This is a genomic window from Microcystis protocystis FBCC-A270 (assembly GCF_050500235.1).
Taxonomy (GTDB): Bacteria; Cyanobacteriota; Cyanobacteriia; order Cyanobacteriales; family Microcystaceae; genus Microcystis; species Microcystis ichthyoblabe_A.
This window is the reverse complement of sequence record NZ_CP191407.1, coordinates 4681529-4698592: the sequence shown is the minus strand read 5'-3', so window position 1 is coordinate 4698592 and position 17064 is coordinate 4681529. Positions and strand designations below refer to the sequence as shown.

Here is a 17064-nt window from a genome sequence, read left to right as displayed (position 1 = left end):
TTTGTGCTTTTTTGGGCAGCAATGGTTGAAACCCTTGCCATACCTAGAAGGTTATCCTAATTAAGACGGGTAAATCAGTCATTTTCACCCACAACGATGATCTTTTTTTTATGTAGTTTTATTGCAAAAAAAAAGTTTTTTTGACAAAAAGCACAAAGCATGATACGGGAGAGGGGAATTATGAATTGGGGAGAGTGATTACCTTTATTTAGAAAACAGGTTTCTTCGAGAAACCCGTTTTCTGATAACAGTTAACAGTTATCAGTGTAGTTCCCCATCTCCTCGCAGGAGTCGCAATTCCCCCTCTCCTACGAGGAGATGGGGTTAGGGGGAGAGGTCAAATCATTCATTTCCAGAACTGATTCGCTACATTTCATCTACTAGCAATACATTTTGAGGAGTTAACTGTTTCCATTGCCTATCATTAGTGATAATGTAGGTTGCTGAATATGCGATCGCTGTTCCCAGTTGAATCGCATCGGGTGTTTTGAGAGTGTATTGGGTACGAAGAGCGATCGCCTCATTAGCAATAGATAAATCGATTGGTAACAGAGTAATTTGGCTCGAACGGGTGAAATATGTCCGGTATTGTTCTACCAACTCCTGATTACCTATCCTTGCTGGATGGGTAACAATTTCGATAAAAGTGATCATCGAAGTGATAACCTTAACCTGATAAATGGAGACATCATAAAATAACTTTTCCATACAAGGAAAAAAGATGGGATGTTGCTCGAAAAAGTAAATAAAAGGAGCCGTATCTAAAAATACAATATTTTCAGGTTGTAAAACTATTCCCATGATGATCGCTCCTGCTGAATATAAGCATCTACATCAATTGATTGCCACATTTCTTGCCCCAATCCCGCCGCATCGCGGAAATCTAATGGCTTATCTTCTAACTCTGGTTTAGCTTGCAAAAACTTTGCAAAATCCAAAATTTTATTCGCTCGATCTTCAGGCATTGATTTCACGATTTTGTAAATTTCGTCGGCTACACTCATAAGTAAATTCTCTCTTGTCTATTATGGACATTTTACCATAGCAATTTCATCGGGTAGTGAACATTACGAGAAACCCGTTTTCTTGTAATAAATGTTAATTTTTGTGATAGCATCCTTGAAAAATTGGCAATTGTTGGGCTAAAATTGTTAGCAATAAACCTTTGCAGTTAATGTCATGACTTCTACACTGTTGCCGAGCCTTCCTGCTGTTGACGATGTTTTGTTCGATTTTGCTCAATCTGATGGCTTTTGGACGAATTTGGCAATCGCTGTAGGTTAAGGGGGTGAGGTCATAACAATCCGTTGCCAAAACCGACTTTTCAGAATACAATAGATAAGAGTAGTCATTCATCGCTCAGATTAGTTAAGATGACATTACATGACTAATAATATTGACCATGACCGCTTATTTAAGGAGTTAATCTCCACCTTTTTTGTCGAATTTATCGAGTTATTTTTTCCTCAATTGATGGATTATTTAGATAGGGACTCGATTACTTTTTTAGACAAAGAAGTATTTACCGATGTCACGGAAGGAGAAAGATATGAAAGCGATTTAGTCGCACAGGTTAAGTTTCGAGGAAAAGAATCTTTTTTTCTGATTCATGTCGAGGCGCAGGAAAGTTCTCGAAAATGGTTTAATCGGCGAATGTTTACTTATTTTGCTCGCTTTCATGAGAAATTTGTCCTACCGATTTATCCGATTGTAATTTTTTCTTATTCAAAGCCAAAAAGAGAAGCAATTAGTCAATATGTAGTCGATTTTCCCGATTTTAAGGTCTTAGAATTTAACTATCAAGTAGTGCAGTTAAATCGATTAAATTGGCGAGATTTTCTCAATCAACCGAATCCGGTTGCTTCAGCTTTGATGGCTAGGATGAACATTGCCGAGAAAGAGCGAGCCAAGGTAAAAGCGGAATGTCTGCGCTTGTTAATTACTTTAAGGTTAGATTCAGCGAGAATGCAATTAATTTCCGGATTTATTGATACATATCTTAATCTTAATCCAGTGGAAGAGAGACAATTTCAAGAAGAGATTAGCACATTTAGTCAACCTGTACAGGAGGGAGTTATGCAAATTACCACCAGTTGGATGCGTCAAGGTATCGAACAAGGTATCGAACAAGGTATTGAACGTGAAAAGACATTGATTCTTCGTCAACTTAAACGCAAGTTAGGGGAGATTAATCCTTCATTAGAAACTAAAATTATGGAGTTAAGTATTGATGATGTCGAAGCATTAGCAGAAGCTTTATTCGATTTCTCTACAGTTGAAGATTTAATCAATTGGTTAAATACTTTAACTGCCTAGTTTTGACGTTAGCGATCGCATCTTCGCAACAAATGAGAAAACGGGTTTCTTTGAGAAACCCGTTTTCTTGTAATAAATGTTAATTTTTGTGATAGCACCCTTGACAAATTCGGGATTGTTGGGCTAAAACTGTTAGCAATAAACCTTTGCAGTTAATGTCATGACTTCTTCACTGTTGCCGATTCTTCCTGTTGTTGACGATGTTTTGTTCAATTTCGCTCAATCTGATGGTTTTTGGGTGAATTTAGAAAGTGCTTTTGGCACAAGTTATGATGTGGTTAAAGCGACGCAATTACGACAACAGTGGCAAAGTCGAAATTTTGGTCAAATTCCCCCGATTGAGGTACTTAGTGATGAGGTTTTGGGGACGGCGAATGGTGCATATTCCAGCAGTACCAATAAGATTTATCTATCAGCATCTTTTTTGAATACAGCTTCGCCAGCAGCGATAGTTAATGTAATTTTAGAAGAAATTGGGCATTACGTGGATGCTCAAGTTAATCAGGTGGATAGCGCGGGAGATGAGGGGGCGATTTTTGCGGCATTAGTGCAGGGTGAGGTGTTATCTCCCAGTGTATTAGCGGAATTGAAGACCGAAGATGATGGAGGTTGGCTAGAGGTAAATGGTCAAAAGCTAGAGGTAGAGTATAACAACCCCACAGTGAGTTTATCCCTCACCTCACCCACCAGAGTCACAGAGGATGGCCCCCAAAATCTGTTTTATGTATTTAGTCGTACTGGGGATACTACCAATTCCCTAACGGTTAACTTCACCGTCAGTGGAAATGCCACCTTTAACAGCGACTATGGGCAACGGGGAGCCACCAGTTTTGGTACGACCACAGGTAGTGTCACCTTTGCCGCAGGTTCTAATGTCGTCATTCTCAGTTTAGATCCCAGTTCGGATGTGGTCAGTGATGGGAATGAAACGGTGGCGTTGACCCTGGCGGCGGGGACGGGATATGCGGTGGGCAATGCTGGAGCGGTGACTGGAACTATCTTGGATAATGATGTGGCGCCGGGAACTGTGGTCAGAGGGAGTATTCCAAAGAGTCGATATAACAGAACATGGCATGAGGTTCGTAATCGTTATGCGTTTGCGGCACTAAAAGGTGATGGGTCTGTTGTTACCTGGGGTGACTCCATCTTTGGAGGAAGTAAGGGTGTTTATCGCTACAATTCACAAACAGACAGATATGATCTTGTTAACAACGTTGCCAGCAGACTGGCATCCGGTGTCACCCAGATTTTCTCCTGTTCGGGTGCATTTGCGGCGCTGAAAAGCGATGGCTCTGTTGTTACCTGGGGTCACTACTGGGCTGGAGACAGCAGTAGTGTGAGCAGCAGTCTGGCTTACGGCGTCACCCAGATTTTCTCTAATAGTTGGGCATTTGCGGCTCTAAAAAGCGATGGCTCTGTTGTTACCTGGGGTGCTGGTTTTTCTGGAGCGGACAGCAGTGGTGTGAGCAGCAGTCTGGCATCCGGTGTCACCCAGATTATCTCCAATAAATTTGCATTTGCGGCTCTAAAAAGCGATGGCTCTGTTGTTACCTGGGGTGCCTCCCATTATGGAGGAAGTATGGGTGTTTATCGCTACAATTCACAAACAGACCAACATGAATTTATTTCCAGTGTGAGCAGCAGACTGGCATCCGGTGTCACCCAGATTTTGTCTATGTCTAATGGATCTGCCTTTGCGGCGCTGAAAAGCGATGGCTCTGTTGTTACCTGGGGTGACTCCAGCAGTGGGGGGGACAGCAGTAGTGTGAGCAATAGGTTGGCATCCGGTGTCACCCAGATTTTCTCTAGTGGGCATGCCTTCGCAGCACTAAAAAGCGATGGCTCTGTTGTTACCTGGGGTAGCTCCAACTTTGGCGGCGACAGCAGTAGTGTGAGCAGCAGACTGGCATCCGGTGTCACCCAGATTTTCTCCACTACTAATGAATATTATGGTGGTGCATTTGCGGCGCTAAAAAGCGATGGCTCTGTTGTTACCTGGGGTGACTCCAGCCGTGGAGGGGACAGTAGTAGTGTGAGCAGCAGACTGGCATCCGGCGTCACCCAGATTTTCTCCACTGGGCGTGCCTTCGCAGCACTAAAAAGCGATGGTTCTGTTGTTACCTGGGGTGACTCCTACTTTGGCGGCGACAGCAGTAGTGTGAGCAGCAGTCTGGCATCCGATGTCACCCAGATTTTCTCCACTACTGATGAATATTATGGTGGTGCATTTGCGGCGCTAAAAAGCGATGGCTCTGTTGTTACCTGGGGTGACTCCAGCAGTGGGGGGGACAGTAATAGTGTGAGCAGCAGACTGGCATCTGGTGTGACCCAGATTTTCACCACTGCTTTTGCCTTTGCGGCGCTAAAAAGCGATGGCGCTGTTGTTACCTGGGGGCTTGACCGCGATAGTTCGGGCACCAGCTATGGAGGGAACAGCAGTAGTGTGGCGAGTCAATTGACCAGTGGGGTGGTGTCCTTCGCAGACTCGTTTAATGACGATCGCCTGGTTCCCCCACAACTTACCTCTGTTACCCTTGCGGTTTCTCCTACCAGTGTTACAGAAGACGGCACTACAAATCTGGTTTATACCTTTACTCGCAATGGATTCACCAGTAATGCTCTAACAGTAAACTACACCATTGGGGGGTCGGCAACCCATGGAACCGACTACAGTAGCATTGGCTCAAGTGTCACCTTTGCTGCTGGTTCATCCACCGCTACAGTTACAGTTGACCCTACTGCTGACAACAATTTTGAAGCTGATGAAACGATTATTTTAAGTCTCGCATCAGGAACCGGTTACACCATTGGTACGACGACCCCAGTAACAGGCACGATTGTCAACGATGATACGATTGTTACCCTAGCGGTTTCTCCCTCCACTGTCACCGAAGAAGGCACCGCCAATCTGGTTTATACCTTTACCCGCACAGGATCTATTGGCAACGCCCTCAGCGTCAACTATACGGTTAGCGGTACTGCCACCTTCAACAGCGACTACAGCCAAACTGGCGCGACAGCCTACACAACGACGACAGGAACAGTCACCTTTGCGGCAGGCGCAAGTACAGCCACAGTAACCATTGACCCCACGAATGATGCTGAAGTAGAAAGTGACGAGAGCGTTGCTTTAACCCTCGCTTCAGGAACGGGCTATTCGATCGCCACTACTAACGCCGTCACTGGCACGATTCTTAACAACGACGCACCGACAAACCTCATCCTCGCTAACCTGAACATTCTTGAAGATCAACCAGTGGGTACAGTGGTCAGTGAACTGATCAGTACCGATCCCGACACTGGCAATACCTTCACCTATAGCCTAGTCGCAGGGACGGGAAGCACCGACAACAACGCCTTCACCATTACCAATAACCAACTCAAAACCAACGCTGTATTTGACTTTGAAACTAAAAATAGCTACAACATCCGCCTTCGCACCACCGACCAGGGCGGTTTGAGTTTTGATAAAGCCTTCACCATTGGCGTAGTCTCATCTGCGACGCCAACCCAAATCGTCACAACCCTACAAGATGTAACAAGCAGTACGGATGGGTTCTTATCGCTTCGAGAGGCTATTACCCAAGCTAATACTACCAATAATGACAGCACAATTTTACTTGGAGAGGGAAGATACACACTCGCCACCGCCGATGACCTTGATATTCAACTTCAAGGCAAAACCCTAACGATTCAAGGACAAGGCAAGGATCTAACTATTCTTGATGGTAACAGCTTGGATCGTTTCTTTGAAATTCATAGCGGCGCCACGGTTATCCTCTCTGGAGTCACTGTGACTAACGGGAAAGCCGCTTTCGGTGGGGCGATCGCTAACGCAGGAACGCTCACGATCCGCGACAGCACCATCACGAACAACCAATCGCGGGGGATCGATGGGGTGAATGGCGCAGCGGGTAGCAATGGTCTCCCCAGTGGCGGTAATCCAAGAGCAGGGGGAATGGGTGGCCGTGGCAGCAGCGGTGGTGATGCCAGCGGTGGTGCGATCTACAACAGTGGCATCATCACGATGACTAACACCGCCATCAGCAACAATCAGGCGATCGGAGGTCGCGGTGGCAATGGCGGTCGTGGCGGTAGTGGAAGTTGGGCCGGCTTTTTTGGTCCTCCATTTATCGGTGGACGCGGCGGCAATGGCGGCGATGGCGGTGATGGCGGTGATGCACGGGGTGGTGGTATCTTTAATGCTGGCCAGGCAACGCTCACCAATGTCGTCGTCGGCAGCCATTCCGTTACTGCTGGTAGTGGCGGCTCCGCCGGTTCAGGAGGCTCAGGTGGGCGCAATGCTAGTGGGAGTTATGCAATCAGTGGTAATCCAGGAACAGCGGGTATAGGTGGCGTTGCTTTAGGGGAGTTTATCTACAATTCCGGTGCAATCCTCAGCAATCAAACACTGAACGGGATTTTCAATGAGGGGGGATCGGTTGAAGTCGGCAATAACTGGGCTGTTACCCTCGCTGTATCCCCTTCCTCTGTCACTGAAGATGGTGTAACCAACCTCGTTTACACCTTTTCCCGCAGAGGAGGGCTGTCAACGCCTCTAACCGTCAACTACAGCGTTGGTGGTACAGCGACCCTCAACACTGACTACACCCAAACCGGAGCCGCAACTTATACCGCGACGGCTGACACTGTTACCTTTGCGGCGGGTTCAAGTACAGCGACCGTAACGATTGACCCCACCGCCGATAGCACAATTGAAGCCAATGAAACCGTAGTTCTCACCTTGGCACTGGGTACAGGATACGACATCGGTACCACAAGCGCTGTAGCGGGGGCGATCGCGGATGACGATTCTACCGTTACCTTGGCGGTCTCTCCCGGCAATGTCCAAGAAGACGGTACACCCAATCTCATCTATACCTTCACTCGATCGGGCAATACAAGCGAGGCCTTAACAGTCAATTACACAGTTGGCGGTACGGCTACTTTTAATACGGATTACAGCCAAACCGGAGGGACGAGTTTTTCCGCCACCTCTGGGACAATGACCTTTGCTGCTGGTTCTAGTACAGCCACTCTCACAATTGATCCTACCGTAGATACCACTGTAGAGCCAGATGAAACTGTTGCCCTTACCTTGACATCTGGTTCCTATAAAATTGGAACGACGAACGCGGTATCAGGAACAATTATCAATGACGATGCCAGTGTCAGCCTGGCTGTTTCTCCTAGCAGTCTTCAAGAAGATGGCACCCAGAACCTCATTTACACCTTCACTCGTACTGGTGTAACCACTAATTCCTTAACCGTCAATTACACCATCGGAGGGACAGCTACTTTAAATACCGACTACACTCGTACAGGGACTACCAATACAGTCACCTTTGCTGCTGGTTCATCCACTGCTACCGTCACAATAGACCCCACTGCTGACACAATAGTTGAACCCGATGAAACTGTTATTTTAACCCTCGCTGCGGGGACAGGATATGCAGTAGGTACGACTACTCCAGTTACGGGGACAATTAATGATGATGAACTCCCTAGTATTACTCTTGCAGTTTCCCCCGCAAGTGTCACCGAAGACGGGACAACAAATCTGATTTATACCTTCACCCGTAGTGGATTAACCACTAATTCCTTAACCGTCAATTACACCCTCGGAGGGACAGCTACCCTTAATACCGACTACACTCGTACAGGGACTAACAATACAGTCACCTTCGCTGCTGGTTCATCCACTGCTACCGTCACAATAGACCCCACTCCTGACACAATAGTAGAAAGTAACGAAACCGTCGCTTTAACCCTCGCTGCCGGGACAGGTTATACAGTAGGGACCACCACTCCAGTGACGGGGACAATTACCAACGCTTCTGCAACTGGACAATATGCTTCTAGTGTTATTGCTTTTAGTTCTCAATATTCTTCATCTTCATGGAGTGCAGAACAAGCTTTAGGTCAACCCAATACTTTTAGCTATGGAGATATTTCAACATCATGGGCCCCATCCACACCAAATGGTGATGGAGATGCACAAGCTGATGAATTTATCACCCTTGGTTTTTCTACACCAGTTTATGCTGACGGTATAGAAATTCGTGAAACCTATGGAAATGGATTTGTCAGAAGCATTGATTTATTAGATAATCAAGGTGTTTATCACTCTATTTGGTCTGGAGTTGATCCTAGTTTACCAGGAAATCCAGTCAATTTTAGAGTCAATTTTCAGCCAACTAATTATCTGGTTGTTGGCGCAAAAATAAACGTTGATATTGATCATGATACTAGGACTTGGGAAGAAATTGATTCAGTTCAATTATTCGGTGTCGGTGATGTTATAAGTAATATCACCCTAGCAGTTGCTCCCGCAAGCGTTACCGAAGACGGGACAACAAATCTGATTTATACCTTCACCCGTAACGGAGTAACCACTAATCCCTTAACCGTCAATTACACCCTGGGAGGGACAGCGACTCTTAATACCGACTACACTCGTACAGGGACTAACAATACAGTCACCTTTGCTGCTAATTCAACCACTGCTACCGTAACAATTGACCCCACTCCTGACACAATAGTAGAAAGTAACGAAACTGTTATTTTAACCCTCGCTGCGGGGACAGGTTATAAAGTAGGTACAACCACTCCAGTTACTGGGACAATCACCAATGATGATTTCTCCAAACTCTCCATCAATAATATCACCGTTGTCGAGGGTAAAGATAATAATGCCATCCTCACCGTCACTGTCAACAACCCCAATCCACAACCAATTAGCGTCAATTATACTACTGCACCCATTAACGCTACCGCTAATGTAGATTACACTAGCAAAACTGGAACTATCACCATTGCACCTAATACTTCCACTGCTACTATTACCATTCCCATCCTCAATGATAACCTTAATGAAGCAAACGAAACTTTTGCCATTAACCTCAGTAATCCCGTCAATGCAACTCTTACCAATAACAAGGGAATTGTCACCATCAGCGACACCTTAAACGCTAATGTCACCACTACCCTACCTGCTAATGTGGAAAATTTGACCCTAACTGGGACTACAAATATTAACGGGACAGGTAACGCTGCTAACAATATCCTGACGGGTAATAGTGGTAAAAATATCCTTACAGGAAGTGCGGGAAATGATACCCTTAATGGAGGCACAGGAATTGATACCCTCATCGGTGGTTTAGGAAATGACACCTATCAAGTTGATACTACTACCGATACCATTACAGAAAATGCCAACCAAGGTACAGATACTGTTCAATCATCGGTTACTTATACCCTGGGAAATAACTTAGAAAACCTCACGTTAACTGGTACTACAAATATTAACGGAACTGGTAACACCTTAAATAATATTATCACCGGTAATAGTGGTAACAATATCCTTAATGGTGCAACAGGAATTGATACTTTGGTAGGTGGTTTAGGGAATGATACTTATCAAGTTGATACTACTACCGATACGATTACGGAAAATGCCAACCAAGGTACAGATACTGTTCAATCATCGGTTACTTATACCCTCGGTAATAACCTAGAAAACCTCACCCTCACTGGTACTACAAATATTAATGGAACTGGTAACACCTTAAATAACATTATCACCGGTAATAGTGGTAACAATATCCTTAATGGTAGTGATGGGAATGATACCTTGATTGGTGGTACTGGTAACGATACCATAACAGGGGGTGCGGGTGGCGATAAATTCACCTTCAACAACCGCAATGAAGGGATTGACACAATTACTGATTTTCTCTCCAGTCAGGGGGATAAAATTACTGTCTCTGCTGCGGGTTTTGGCGGTGGTTTAGCCGCAGGAGTTCCCCTTACATCTGCTCAATTTGTGTTAGGAACAACTGCATTAAATGCCAGCAATCGCTTTATTTATAATACAATCACTGGAGGATTATTCTTTGATGGGGACGGGACAGGTACACTAGCAGCTATTCAAATTGCAACTCTTAGTTCTAAACCCACTCTTACCGCCTCTGATATACTTGTATTAGTTTAATCTTAATACAGCTTGTAGGGTGCGTGTTTGCGGTTAAAAAGGTCTGTAAGCGTTTTCAACACCCTAGGAGAGGGGAAAGGGGAATTATGAATTATGAATTATGAATTGGGGAGAAGGGAGAAGGGAGCGGGAAGAAGGGAGAGAAAAAGCTAATAACTGATAACTGTTTACTGATAACTGATCACTGATAACTGCTATTCATACAAAATCTCATCAAAACAAGCTTCTCCCACACTGGATAAAGTCCTAGCGGCAGCCTTATCGGTTTTCGACTTCTGCACGAGGGCGCGGAATTGCTGTAGATTGTAACGAGCCTGGAATTTTTTAATCGTGCAGTCGCATAGATCTTTTGCCACATCAGCAGCTAACCCCTCCCCACGCGCTCTTTGTAAACATTCTTGACGATAACTGTCGAAAGTAGCGGCAGTATTAGAACTTTGGCTAAGGTAAACGGCATTATTAGCCTTTACTGGCAAGGATAAAGCCAATAAACCGATAAAAGTTAGTAAATATCCTGGATTTCTCATCATAATCGCTTTTTAAAGCCTAAAATACCCCACTAGATTAGAGAACCGCTGCCTAAATTATAGATCGATCGCTTGACTCTTGGGTTCCACTCTTGGCAAACTGTCATCTGTTATGCTAAGATGAATAATGATTGATCGGCGCCATCGCCAAGTGGTAAGGCAGAGGTCTGCAAAACCTTTACCCCCAGTTCGAATCTGGGTGGCGCCTTGGCAAATATCGGCAATTTTTTTCTGATTGCCTTGTCTAAATGAAGGTTTACCAAGGTTTTACTTGATAGGCTGCCACTAAATAGCGAAAAATATACTCGACTATCTCTAAATAATTCTCGGTAGTTTCTAGAGACTCACCCCACACCGTCACGCCATGGTAAGAAATGAGTAAAGCGGGAATTTCTGGGGGGAAAGTTGATAATCTACTTTCTATTTCTGCGGCAATTTTCGGCACATCGAGATAGTTAGCAAAAACCGGCATAAATACTTGAGGATTTTCTACCCAAATACCTAAACCTTTCAACATTTCTAAGGGAGGTAAAGATAACTTGTCCTCACGAGCAAAACGGGAAACTAAATTCGCTTCCACCGAGTGAACATGATAACAAGCTTGTGCTTCGGGAAAGAGACAATAAATCACCTGATGAATGCTAGTTTCTGCCGAAGGACGATTATCCAGATGAGCTAATTCCCTGACTTTTCCCGTCAGATCCACGCGCACAAAATCCTCTTCTGTGAGTTTACCTTTACTTTTGCCACTGGCAGTAATCCAAAAACTATGATCATCAACTTTAGCGGACAAATTACCTGCCGTGCCAAGCATCCAACCCAGTTGATAAAATCTTCGGGCAGCTGCCACTAGAGATAAACGAGGATCACTCATGGTTTTTAGAGATATGGTGGATAGGGAGTAACTATTATAACAAGTTGAAGCCAGCAGACGACCCACTCCTCAGCATAGCGGGTTGAGGTAGTTTATTCCGGATAATCTCGCTCAAAACTAAAGCCAAGGCAGAATAGAGTGAGGAACCGGTGAGTCAAAAAGAAAATTTAACCGTGGCAATGTGTTGGGAGTGTGTTAGGTTAAAGATAATTGCAGCTTTGATGAATCGAGGGTTGAGCCGTGAATAACAACTTTTTCCGCAGCTATTCTGTCAATGATTCTGGTTTGGGTTGTTTCTTATCTTTGATTTTAGTCGGATTGTTGTTAGGCTCGATCGGACTGGGTTGGTTAGTCAATAGTTTTTTAATTCTCGTGGCATTCCTGATATTTTCCCCTGTGATTGCTTGGGGAATTTTTCGCTGGTGGTTGCGACGCAATTTAGTTGAAGATAGCTGTCCCGTCTGTAGCTACGAATTTACGGGTTTTAATCGCACGGAATGCCAATGTCCTAACTGTGGTGAACCATTAAAAGTGGCAGGGGGTAAGTTTATTATTCCCACCCCTCCCGGTACGATCGATGTACAGGCGATCGAAGTACCTAGCCAACAGTTAGAAGATTAGGGTCAAACCATCACCATCTAGGCACGCGCACCAAACTGAAAGCGGGGGTTCTGAATTTTAACAATAACAGCAGTCCCAGCAGGTGAATTGACCAATGAACGAGAACTAAGCCCCAAATAATTGCAAAAATCAAACTACTAACGGCAAGAGCTTTAAAAATATCATTATCGGTCTTTTGATACCAGAGAAGACTAAGGAAGGAAAGCAGTAGGAGTAGAAGCGGAAAAAGTGGGGAGAACATGGGGATCACCATTGGGTGAGGGGACTGTTTTCACATCCATAGCCTATCATTTTCCCTTGACGGCTACGGGTAGCAGCGGTTACATTCTTCCCTATTTGTCATAAATCTTTAGAATCAAATGAAAAAGTTTACAAGCCAGTCTTTTAGCCTAAAGGTGGCACGACAATCATCCTCATTGTAACGTAAAATAGCCGCCAATAAAGTCCGATCTCCTGTTTTTAACCACTGGTCATACCACCAAACGCATTGATCCCCGCTTACTCCTCGATCGCGCCATTGAAAGCCAATCCAGTTAGCCAGGGATTTTAAAGAATAACTTTCCACGGGAAAAGTTACCGAGTTAACTACATGATAGTGCAGATCAAAACAGCGAGAAACTAACTGATTAATCAAAGAAGAAGGGGTTTTATAAAGATAACCTAATCGTTTAATTGTTTCCACTTCGTACTCAGAAAAGTGAAAAATTGGTGCTTGATAATCCTGCATGACTAAGGTTAAGAATTCCTGCCAAATCCTGCCTTCATCTTCTGGCTTTTCTGCCAAAAAGGGATAAAATTGCTGGGTATTAACTCGATGGTCAACCCGTAAAACCCCCAAAAGATAATCTAAATTCTGTTCTGGTTCCGCTTCGATGTCAAAATAAAATTCAATCTCGGCCCTCGGTAGGGGGGACAAATAGGCAGTTTTGCCGTTGCTTTTGCGAAAGGCCCGATTTTCAATAATTGCTTGGGCCTGTAATTGTAACTGATTAGCCACCTCTAACCCCATCCCCTCCCGCGTACGAGTAGGACAGGTAAGTGCCAGGGATTCCATGGTGGAAACCCCCAAAGACTGTAAAAATTGGTAACGACTGGGAGTTACCCCCGGGACTAAAGAAAGATGTTGACTCGCTTGGGCGATACCATAACAGTGACTATACCAATGACATAAACTGCAACGCTGACGCGAGATGAAAACTTCTGGTTCTTGCCGATTAATCACCATTTCGCCGAACTTTTTGATTATTTCCTCTAGTTTAGTTAACCAGAGATTCAATTCCACCCGATAGCGATTATGACGACGTAGGACAATTTCGGCATAACTGGGAAAAACTCCCTGCATACTGGCTAATAAATAGGCGTAAAAAGTAGCCAGCATCTTATATTCAGGCTTAGGACGGCGACCGAGTTGAATATTGAGGGGGTAATAAATCCAATCGCCAAATTTCGACTCTCCTGTCTGTTTAATTAATAAATGGGGGGAACCGGTTAAAGAGACGGGATAGCCGGATTGTAAAAGGACTCCGTGATAAATACAGGGTACCCCCTGACCCATCAAAGCTTCCGTTTCCCTAGCGGCGGCTAAAATATCCGTGCTGGGAGTAGTCAAGGAACAATAATCCGGATAGGAGTCTTGCAGGACTTTTTTAACGTGACTTTGACTCTCCTGACGCAATTTAAGCAAAAAATCTCGCTCAGGGTCTTTTTCTTGGCTATTGCCGTAGAGATTTAAAAACCCACGGCGTTGACAACGTTGGTAGTCTAGAAGTAGATCATCGGTCAGTAGCATTATATACAAGGAGAAAAGTTAAGCTTTCCTGGACCAGTGAGTTGACACTCCCATCGCAATCATGCGAGGGATTCTTGGTTGATTGACTTAAGTTGTCTTGGTAGGAGTTCGGTAAGGCTCACTCGAGCCGTATTACTACCAACCAAGATAGAGCTTAAATCTCCCCAAACTGAGCGCAAGTCGAGGTGCCAGTTTCCAATATGCCCTATCGTAGCTTTTTTGAGTATATTTAATGGCGCCATCTTGTCCCTATCTTCCATATACCCACACAAACAAACATGAGTTCTGACTGATAGAGACTTTTTGACTAAGCGACCACAGTTAAGGCATTCTTGACTTGTATAGGCTAGATTAACTGCAATAGTTAATCGGCGATATTTAATACCAAAATACTCAAGCCATTTTCTTAATGGCGACCAACCTGCGTCATTAATACTCTTGGCTAGTTTTTGATTACGCACAAGGTTTTTGACTTTTAAATCGACCTGAGCTATCAAGTTGTTTGACTGAATTAAACGGAGTGCCAATTTTTTAGCAAACTCTTCTCGCTGCCTACTTACTTTAAAATGTCCCTTGGCGTACTTTTGTCTAGCTTTTTTGTAGTTATTGACTGCTTTTGTCTTCTGTTAAACTTTTTCGACTTTCTTCTATTCAGTTTATTAAGGCGTTTTTCTGATTTTCGATAATACTTAGGAGGCTCTACTGTATTCCCGTTGCTGTCAGCATCAAGATCTTTTAGTCCCACGTCTAAACCTACACATTTTTTAGTAGGCTCTAATTGTGGGGTTATATCTCTAATATCGAGTTTTAGCATTAGCTGGCAGTCGAAATGTGTCGAAGTGCTGTTCTATACTGGTTGGCCTTTCATCCCTCGGTAAAACCCTGTCCATTAGTCACATCTTTCTTAACATTTCAACCCTTTGTACCACAGCGCTTTCAAGATTCGGTTAACAATCTGTAATATTCCTTGTTGACACCCTTACTGACAAAGAAAAAACTGAAATCAAGTCAGGATAAGGGTTGGAGTGCTTACTGACAAAATTGTTAAGAAAGTTATCCATAAGGGATAGGGTAAAACCGAGGGTTCCTTCAAGCCGACATTTTAGGTAAATATTTAGTAAGCAGAAATTAATCATCCCTCTTCGGTCTTAATCTTAAGTAACAGTGAAAAGTTCTAGCGGATTGGGTTAAGATCGAGACGTAACCCGAAAAAAATTGCAACAGGAATCGGTGGAAACCCCTCCGGTGGGTTATTAACGGAAATTTTTTTACTGGCAATCCCTATGAACTATCATCCGCCCTCACAGCCCCTGCCCGCCCCCTGTATTATTGACTCTGGCGTGGTCATCGCTAAAGAAGATATGCGTCGTCTCCTCGATGATATCGGACGAGTTCGCTACATCCATAGTCTCGAAGGGGTGATTCAGAGTGAAGGAGAGGGATGGATAGTGGAAGTTTTCGCCGATTATCAGCAAAGCACCCTAGTTGCTAACTACAGTCTTTATCTGAATACCTATAGCTTCGATTATCTGCGTCTAACCCGCTCTCCCGACGGTGAAACCTATTTTGATCTGGTTCAAGACAATCGGCAATTACGGCTAATTCCCCTGAGTAATCCACTGCAAGATCCCGATATGAAAGCCCGTCTCAATGCCGATACCCTTGAAGCTATGGTTACTCAGGTACTTTCTGCTAAGTGGGATGTGCAGTTTGAAGACGAAGACGACAACGATTGCCCCTTTTAGGCAGCGAGCAAAAATACTGATAACTGATAACTGATAACTGAAACAGTGGGATTTTCCTTTGAATTAATCGCCCAGTGTCCCCAAACTGGTGCGCGGGTTGGGGTTTGGCATACTCCCCACGGACCGGTAGAAACACCCCGTTTTATGCCTGTGGGAACTTTGGCCACAGTGAAAGGTTTGACCCCCGCTCAAATCGCCAGCACGGGGGCGCAAATGATTCTCGCTAATACCTATCACCTGCATCTGCAGCCCGGAGAAAGTATTATCGAGAAAGCCGGAGGTTTACACGATTTTATGGCATGGAATCAGCCAATATTAACAGATTCGGGTGGATTTCAGGTATTTAGCCTTAGTCAACTGCGGCAAATTAAAGAGTCGGGAGTCACCTTTCGATCGCCCCGGGACGGTAGAATAATCGAAATCACGCCAGAAAAATCGATTCAGATTCAAAATGCCCTCGGTGCTGATGTGATTATGGCCTTCGATGAATGTCCCCCCACGGGAGTCAGTCATGAGACCATGAAAGCATCTATAGAACGCACCTATCGCTGGTTAGAGCGCTGTCTGACGGCCCATCAACGACCTCAAGAACAGGCTTTATTCGCCATAGTCCAAGGGGGAATCTATGAGGATTTACGGGCAGCGGCGGCGCAATCTTTAGTAAAACTCGATTTACCCGGTTATGCTATCGGTGGCGTGAGTGTGGGGGAAGAAACGAGCCTAATTCATCGCATTGTCCAGATAACTGCCCCTTTACTCCCCGAAAATAAACCCCGTTATCTGATGGGAGTGGGAACCTATCGAGAAATGGCCAAGGCGATCGCTAGTGGCATAGATCTGTTTGATTGCGTTATTCCCACCCGTTTTGGTCGCCATGGCACAGCTTTGGTGCGGGGAGAGCGTTGGAACCTCAAAAATGCCCGTTTTAAGGAGGATTTCGCCCCTTTAGACGAGACTTGTCCCTGTTACACCTGTCAACACTTTAGCCGTGCCTATCTGAATCATTTAATTAAATCGGGGGAAATGTTGGGTTATATTCTCTTATCTCTGCACAATATCGCCGAATTAATCAGATTTACCCGTGAAATTCGTCAATCTATCCTAGGGGGGACTTTTGCCCAAGATTTTGCCCCTTGGCTTGAGGATGCCGTAGATGTTACCCCAACGTGATAAAATTTCAGGAAACGTTTAAAAATTTT

Annotated in this window: 12 protein-coding genes, 1 tRNA gene and 1 pseudogene; 6 read left to right on the top strand and 8 right to left on the bottom strand. The window is 44.6% G+C overall.

The genetic code is table 11. The features are described from left to right. Nucleotides 1-366 precede the first annotated feature (366 nt). The 3 genes from ACQY1X_RS23020 to ACQY1X_RS23010 all read right to left on the bottom strand — a co-directional run bounded on the left by ACQY1X_RS23020 (nucleotide 367) and on the right by ACQY1X_RS23010 (nucleotide 1356). Nucleotides 367-801 carry a type II toxin-antitoxin system VapC family toxin gene (locus tag ACQY1X_RS23020; RefSeq protein ID WP_430013625.1) on the bottom strand — a complete coding sequence of 145 codons (435 nt, stop codon included), beginning with the start codon at nucleotides 799-801 and terminating at the stop codon, nucleotides 367-369. Further along, the gene (locus ACQY1X_RS23015; RefSeq protein ID WP_002738971.1) at nucleotides 792-1004 is read right to left on the bottom strand and encodes a DUF2281 domain-containing protein; all 213 of its coding nucleotides are present in this window, start codon (nucleotides 1002-1004) and stop codon (nucleotides 792-794) included. The genes ACQY1X_RS23020 and ACQY1X_RS23015 overlap by 10 nt, the downstream gene beginning before the upstream one ends. A gap of 94 nt (nucleotides 1005-1098) precedes the next feature. Continuing rightward, nucleotides 1099-1356, bottom strand: coding sequence for a hypothetical protein (locus ACQY1X_RS23010; RefSeq protein ID WP_430014719.1), 258 nt, complete (start codon nucleotides 1354-1356; stop codon nucleotides 1099-1101). A 27-nt stretch (nucleotides 1357-1383) separates the two neighbouring features. On the opposite strand from ACQY1X_RS23010, the gene ACQY1X_RS23005 reads away from it, so the two are divergent. Both ACQY1X_RS23005 and ACQY1X_RS23000 read left to right on the top strand, forming a co-directional pair. Further along, nucleotides 1384-2316, top strand: coding sequence for an Rpn family recombination-promoting nuclease/putative transposase (locus tag ACQY1X_RS23005; RefSeq protein WP_430013624.1), 933 nt, complete (start codon nucleotides 1384-1386; stop codon nucleotides 2314-2316). Nucleotides 2317-2476: 160 nt separating this feature from the next. After that, nucleotides 2477-10309: a Calx-beta domain-containing protein gene (locus ACQY1X_RS23000; RefSeq protein WP_430015182.1), complete on the top strand. Its 7833-nt coding sequence runs from the start codon at nucleotides 2477-2479 to the stop codon at nucleotides 10307-10309. A 194-nt stretch (nucleotides 10310-10503) separates the two neighbouring features. Here the strand turns inward: ACQY1X_RS23000 and ACQY1X_RS22995 are convergent, their stop codons facing one another. Then, nucleotides 10504-10839 (bottom strand): hypothetical protein, encoded by a 336-nt coding sequence (locus ACQY1X_RS22995; RefSeq protein WP_036402579.1) that lies wholly within the window; start codon nucleotides 10837-10839, stop codon nucleotides 10504-10506. Nucleotides 10840-10973: 134 nt separating this feature from the next. Between ACQY1X_RS22995 and ACQY1X_RS22990 the strand changes: the two genes are divergently transcribed. Beyond that, nucleotides 10974-11044: transfer RNA gene (locus ACQY1X_RS22990), tRNA-Cys, on the top strand. Between the two features lie 48 nt (nucleotides 11045-11092). Here ACQY1X_RS22990 and mtnB read toward each other — a convergent pair. Further along, a complete protein-coding gene (mtnB, locus tag ACQY1X_RS22985; protein WP_123231240.1) occupies nucleotides 11093-11710 on the bottom strand; it encodes a methylthioribulose 1-phosphate dehydratase in 618 nt (205 codons plus the stop codon). Between the two features lie 240 nt (nucleotides 11711-11950). Here mtnB and ACQY1X_RS22980 point away from each other — a divergent pair, with 240 nt between their 5' ends. After that, nucleotides 11951-12331 carry a hypothetical protein gene (locus tag ACQY1X_RS22980; RefSeq protein ID WP_430015181.1) on the top strand — a complete coding sequence of 127 codons (381 nt, stop codon included), beginning with the start codon at nucleotides 11951-11953 and terminating at the stop codon, nucleotides 12329-12331. Between the two features lie 10 nt (nucleotides 12332-12341). On the opposite strand, the gene ACQY1X_RS22975 is transcribed toward ACQY1X_RS22980, so the two are convergent. The 3 genes and pseudogenes from ACQY1X_RS22975 to ACQY1X_RS22965 form a co-directional block, all read right to left on the bottom strand. Further along, complete coding sequence (locus ACQY1X_RS22975) at nucleotides 12342-12584, bottom strand: hypothetical protein (RefSeq protein WP_002738501.1); 243 nt, start codon at nucleotides 12582-12584, stop codon at nucleotides 12342-12344. A gap of 102 nt (nucleotides 12585-12686) precedes the next feature. Further along, on the bottom strand, nucleotides 12687-14120 hold the full coding sequence (locus ACQY1X_RS22970) for a TM0106 family RecB-like putative nuclease (protein WP_272103575.1): 1434 nt from the start codon (nucleotides 14118-14120) through the stop codon (nucleotides 12687-12689). Between the two features lie 59 nt (nucleotides 14121-14179). Beyond that, a pseudogene (locus ACQY1X_RS22965) lies at nucleotides 14180-14940 on the bottom strand (RNA-guided endonuclease InsQ/TnpB family protein); the annotation flags it as partial. Between the two features lie 463 nt (nucleotides 14941-15403). Here ACQY1X_RS22965 and ACQY1X_RS22960 point away from each other — a divergent pair. Together ACQY1X_RS22960 and tgt are read left to right on the top strand one after the other, a co-directional pair. Then, a complete protein-coding gene (locus ACQY1X_RS22960) occupies nucleotides 15404-15865 on the top strand; it encodes a hypothetical protein (RefSeq protein ID WP_002738355.1) in 462 nt (153 codons plus the stop codon). A gap of 45 nt (nucleotides 15866-15910) precedes the next feature. Continuing rightward, nucleotides 15911-17035 carry a tRNA guanosine(34) transglycosylase Tgt gene (gene tgt / locus ACQY1X_RS22955; protein ID WP_002738723.1) on the top strand — a complete coding sequence of 375 codons (1125 nt, stop codon included), beginning with the start codon at nucleotides 15911-15913 and terminating at the stop codon, nucleotides 17033-17035. Nucleotides 17036-17064 lie beyond the last annotated feature (29 nt).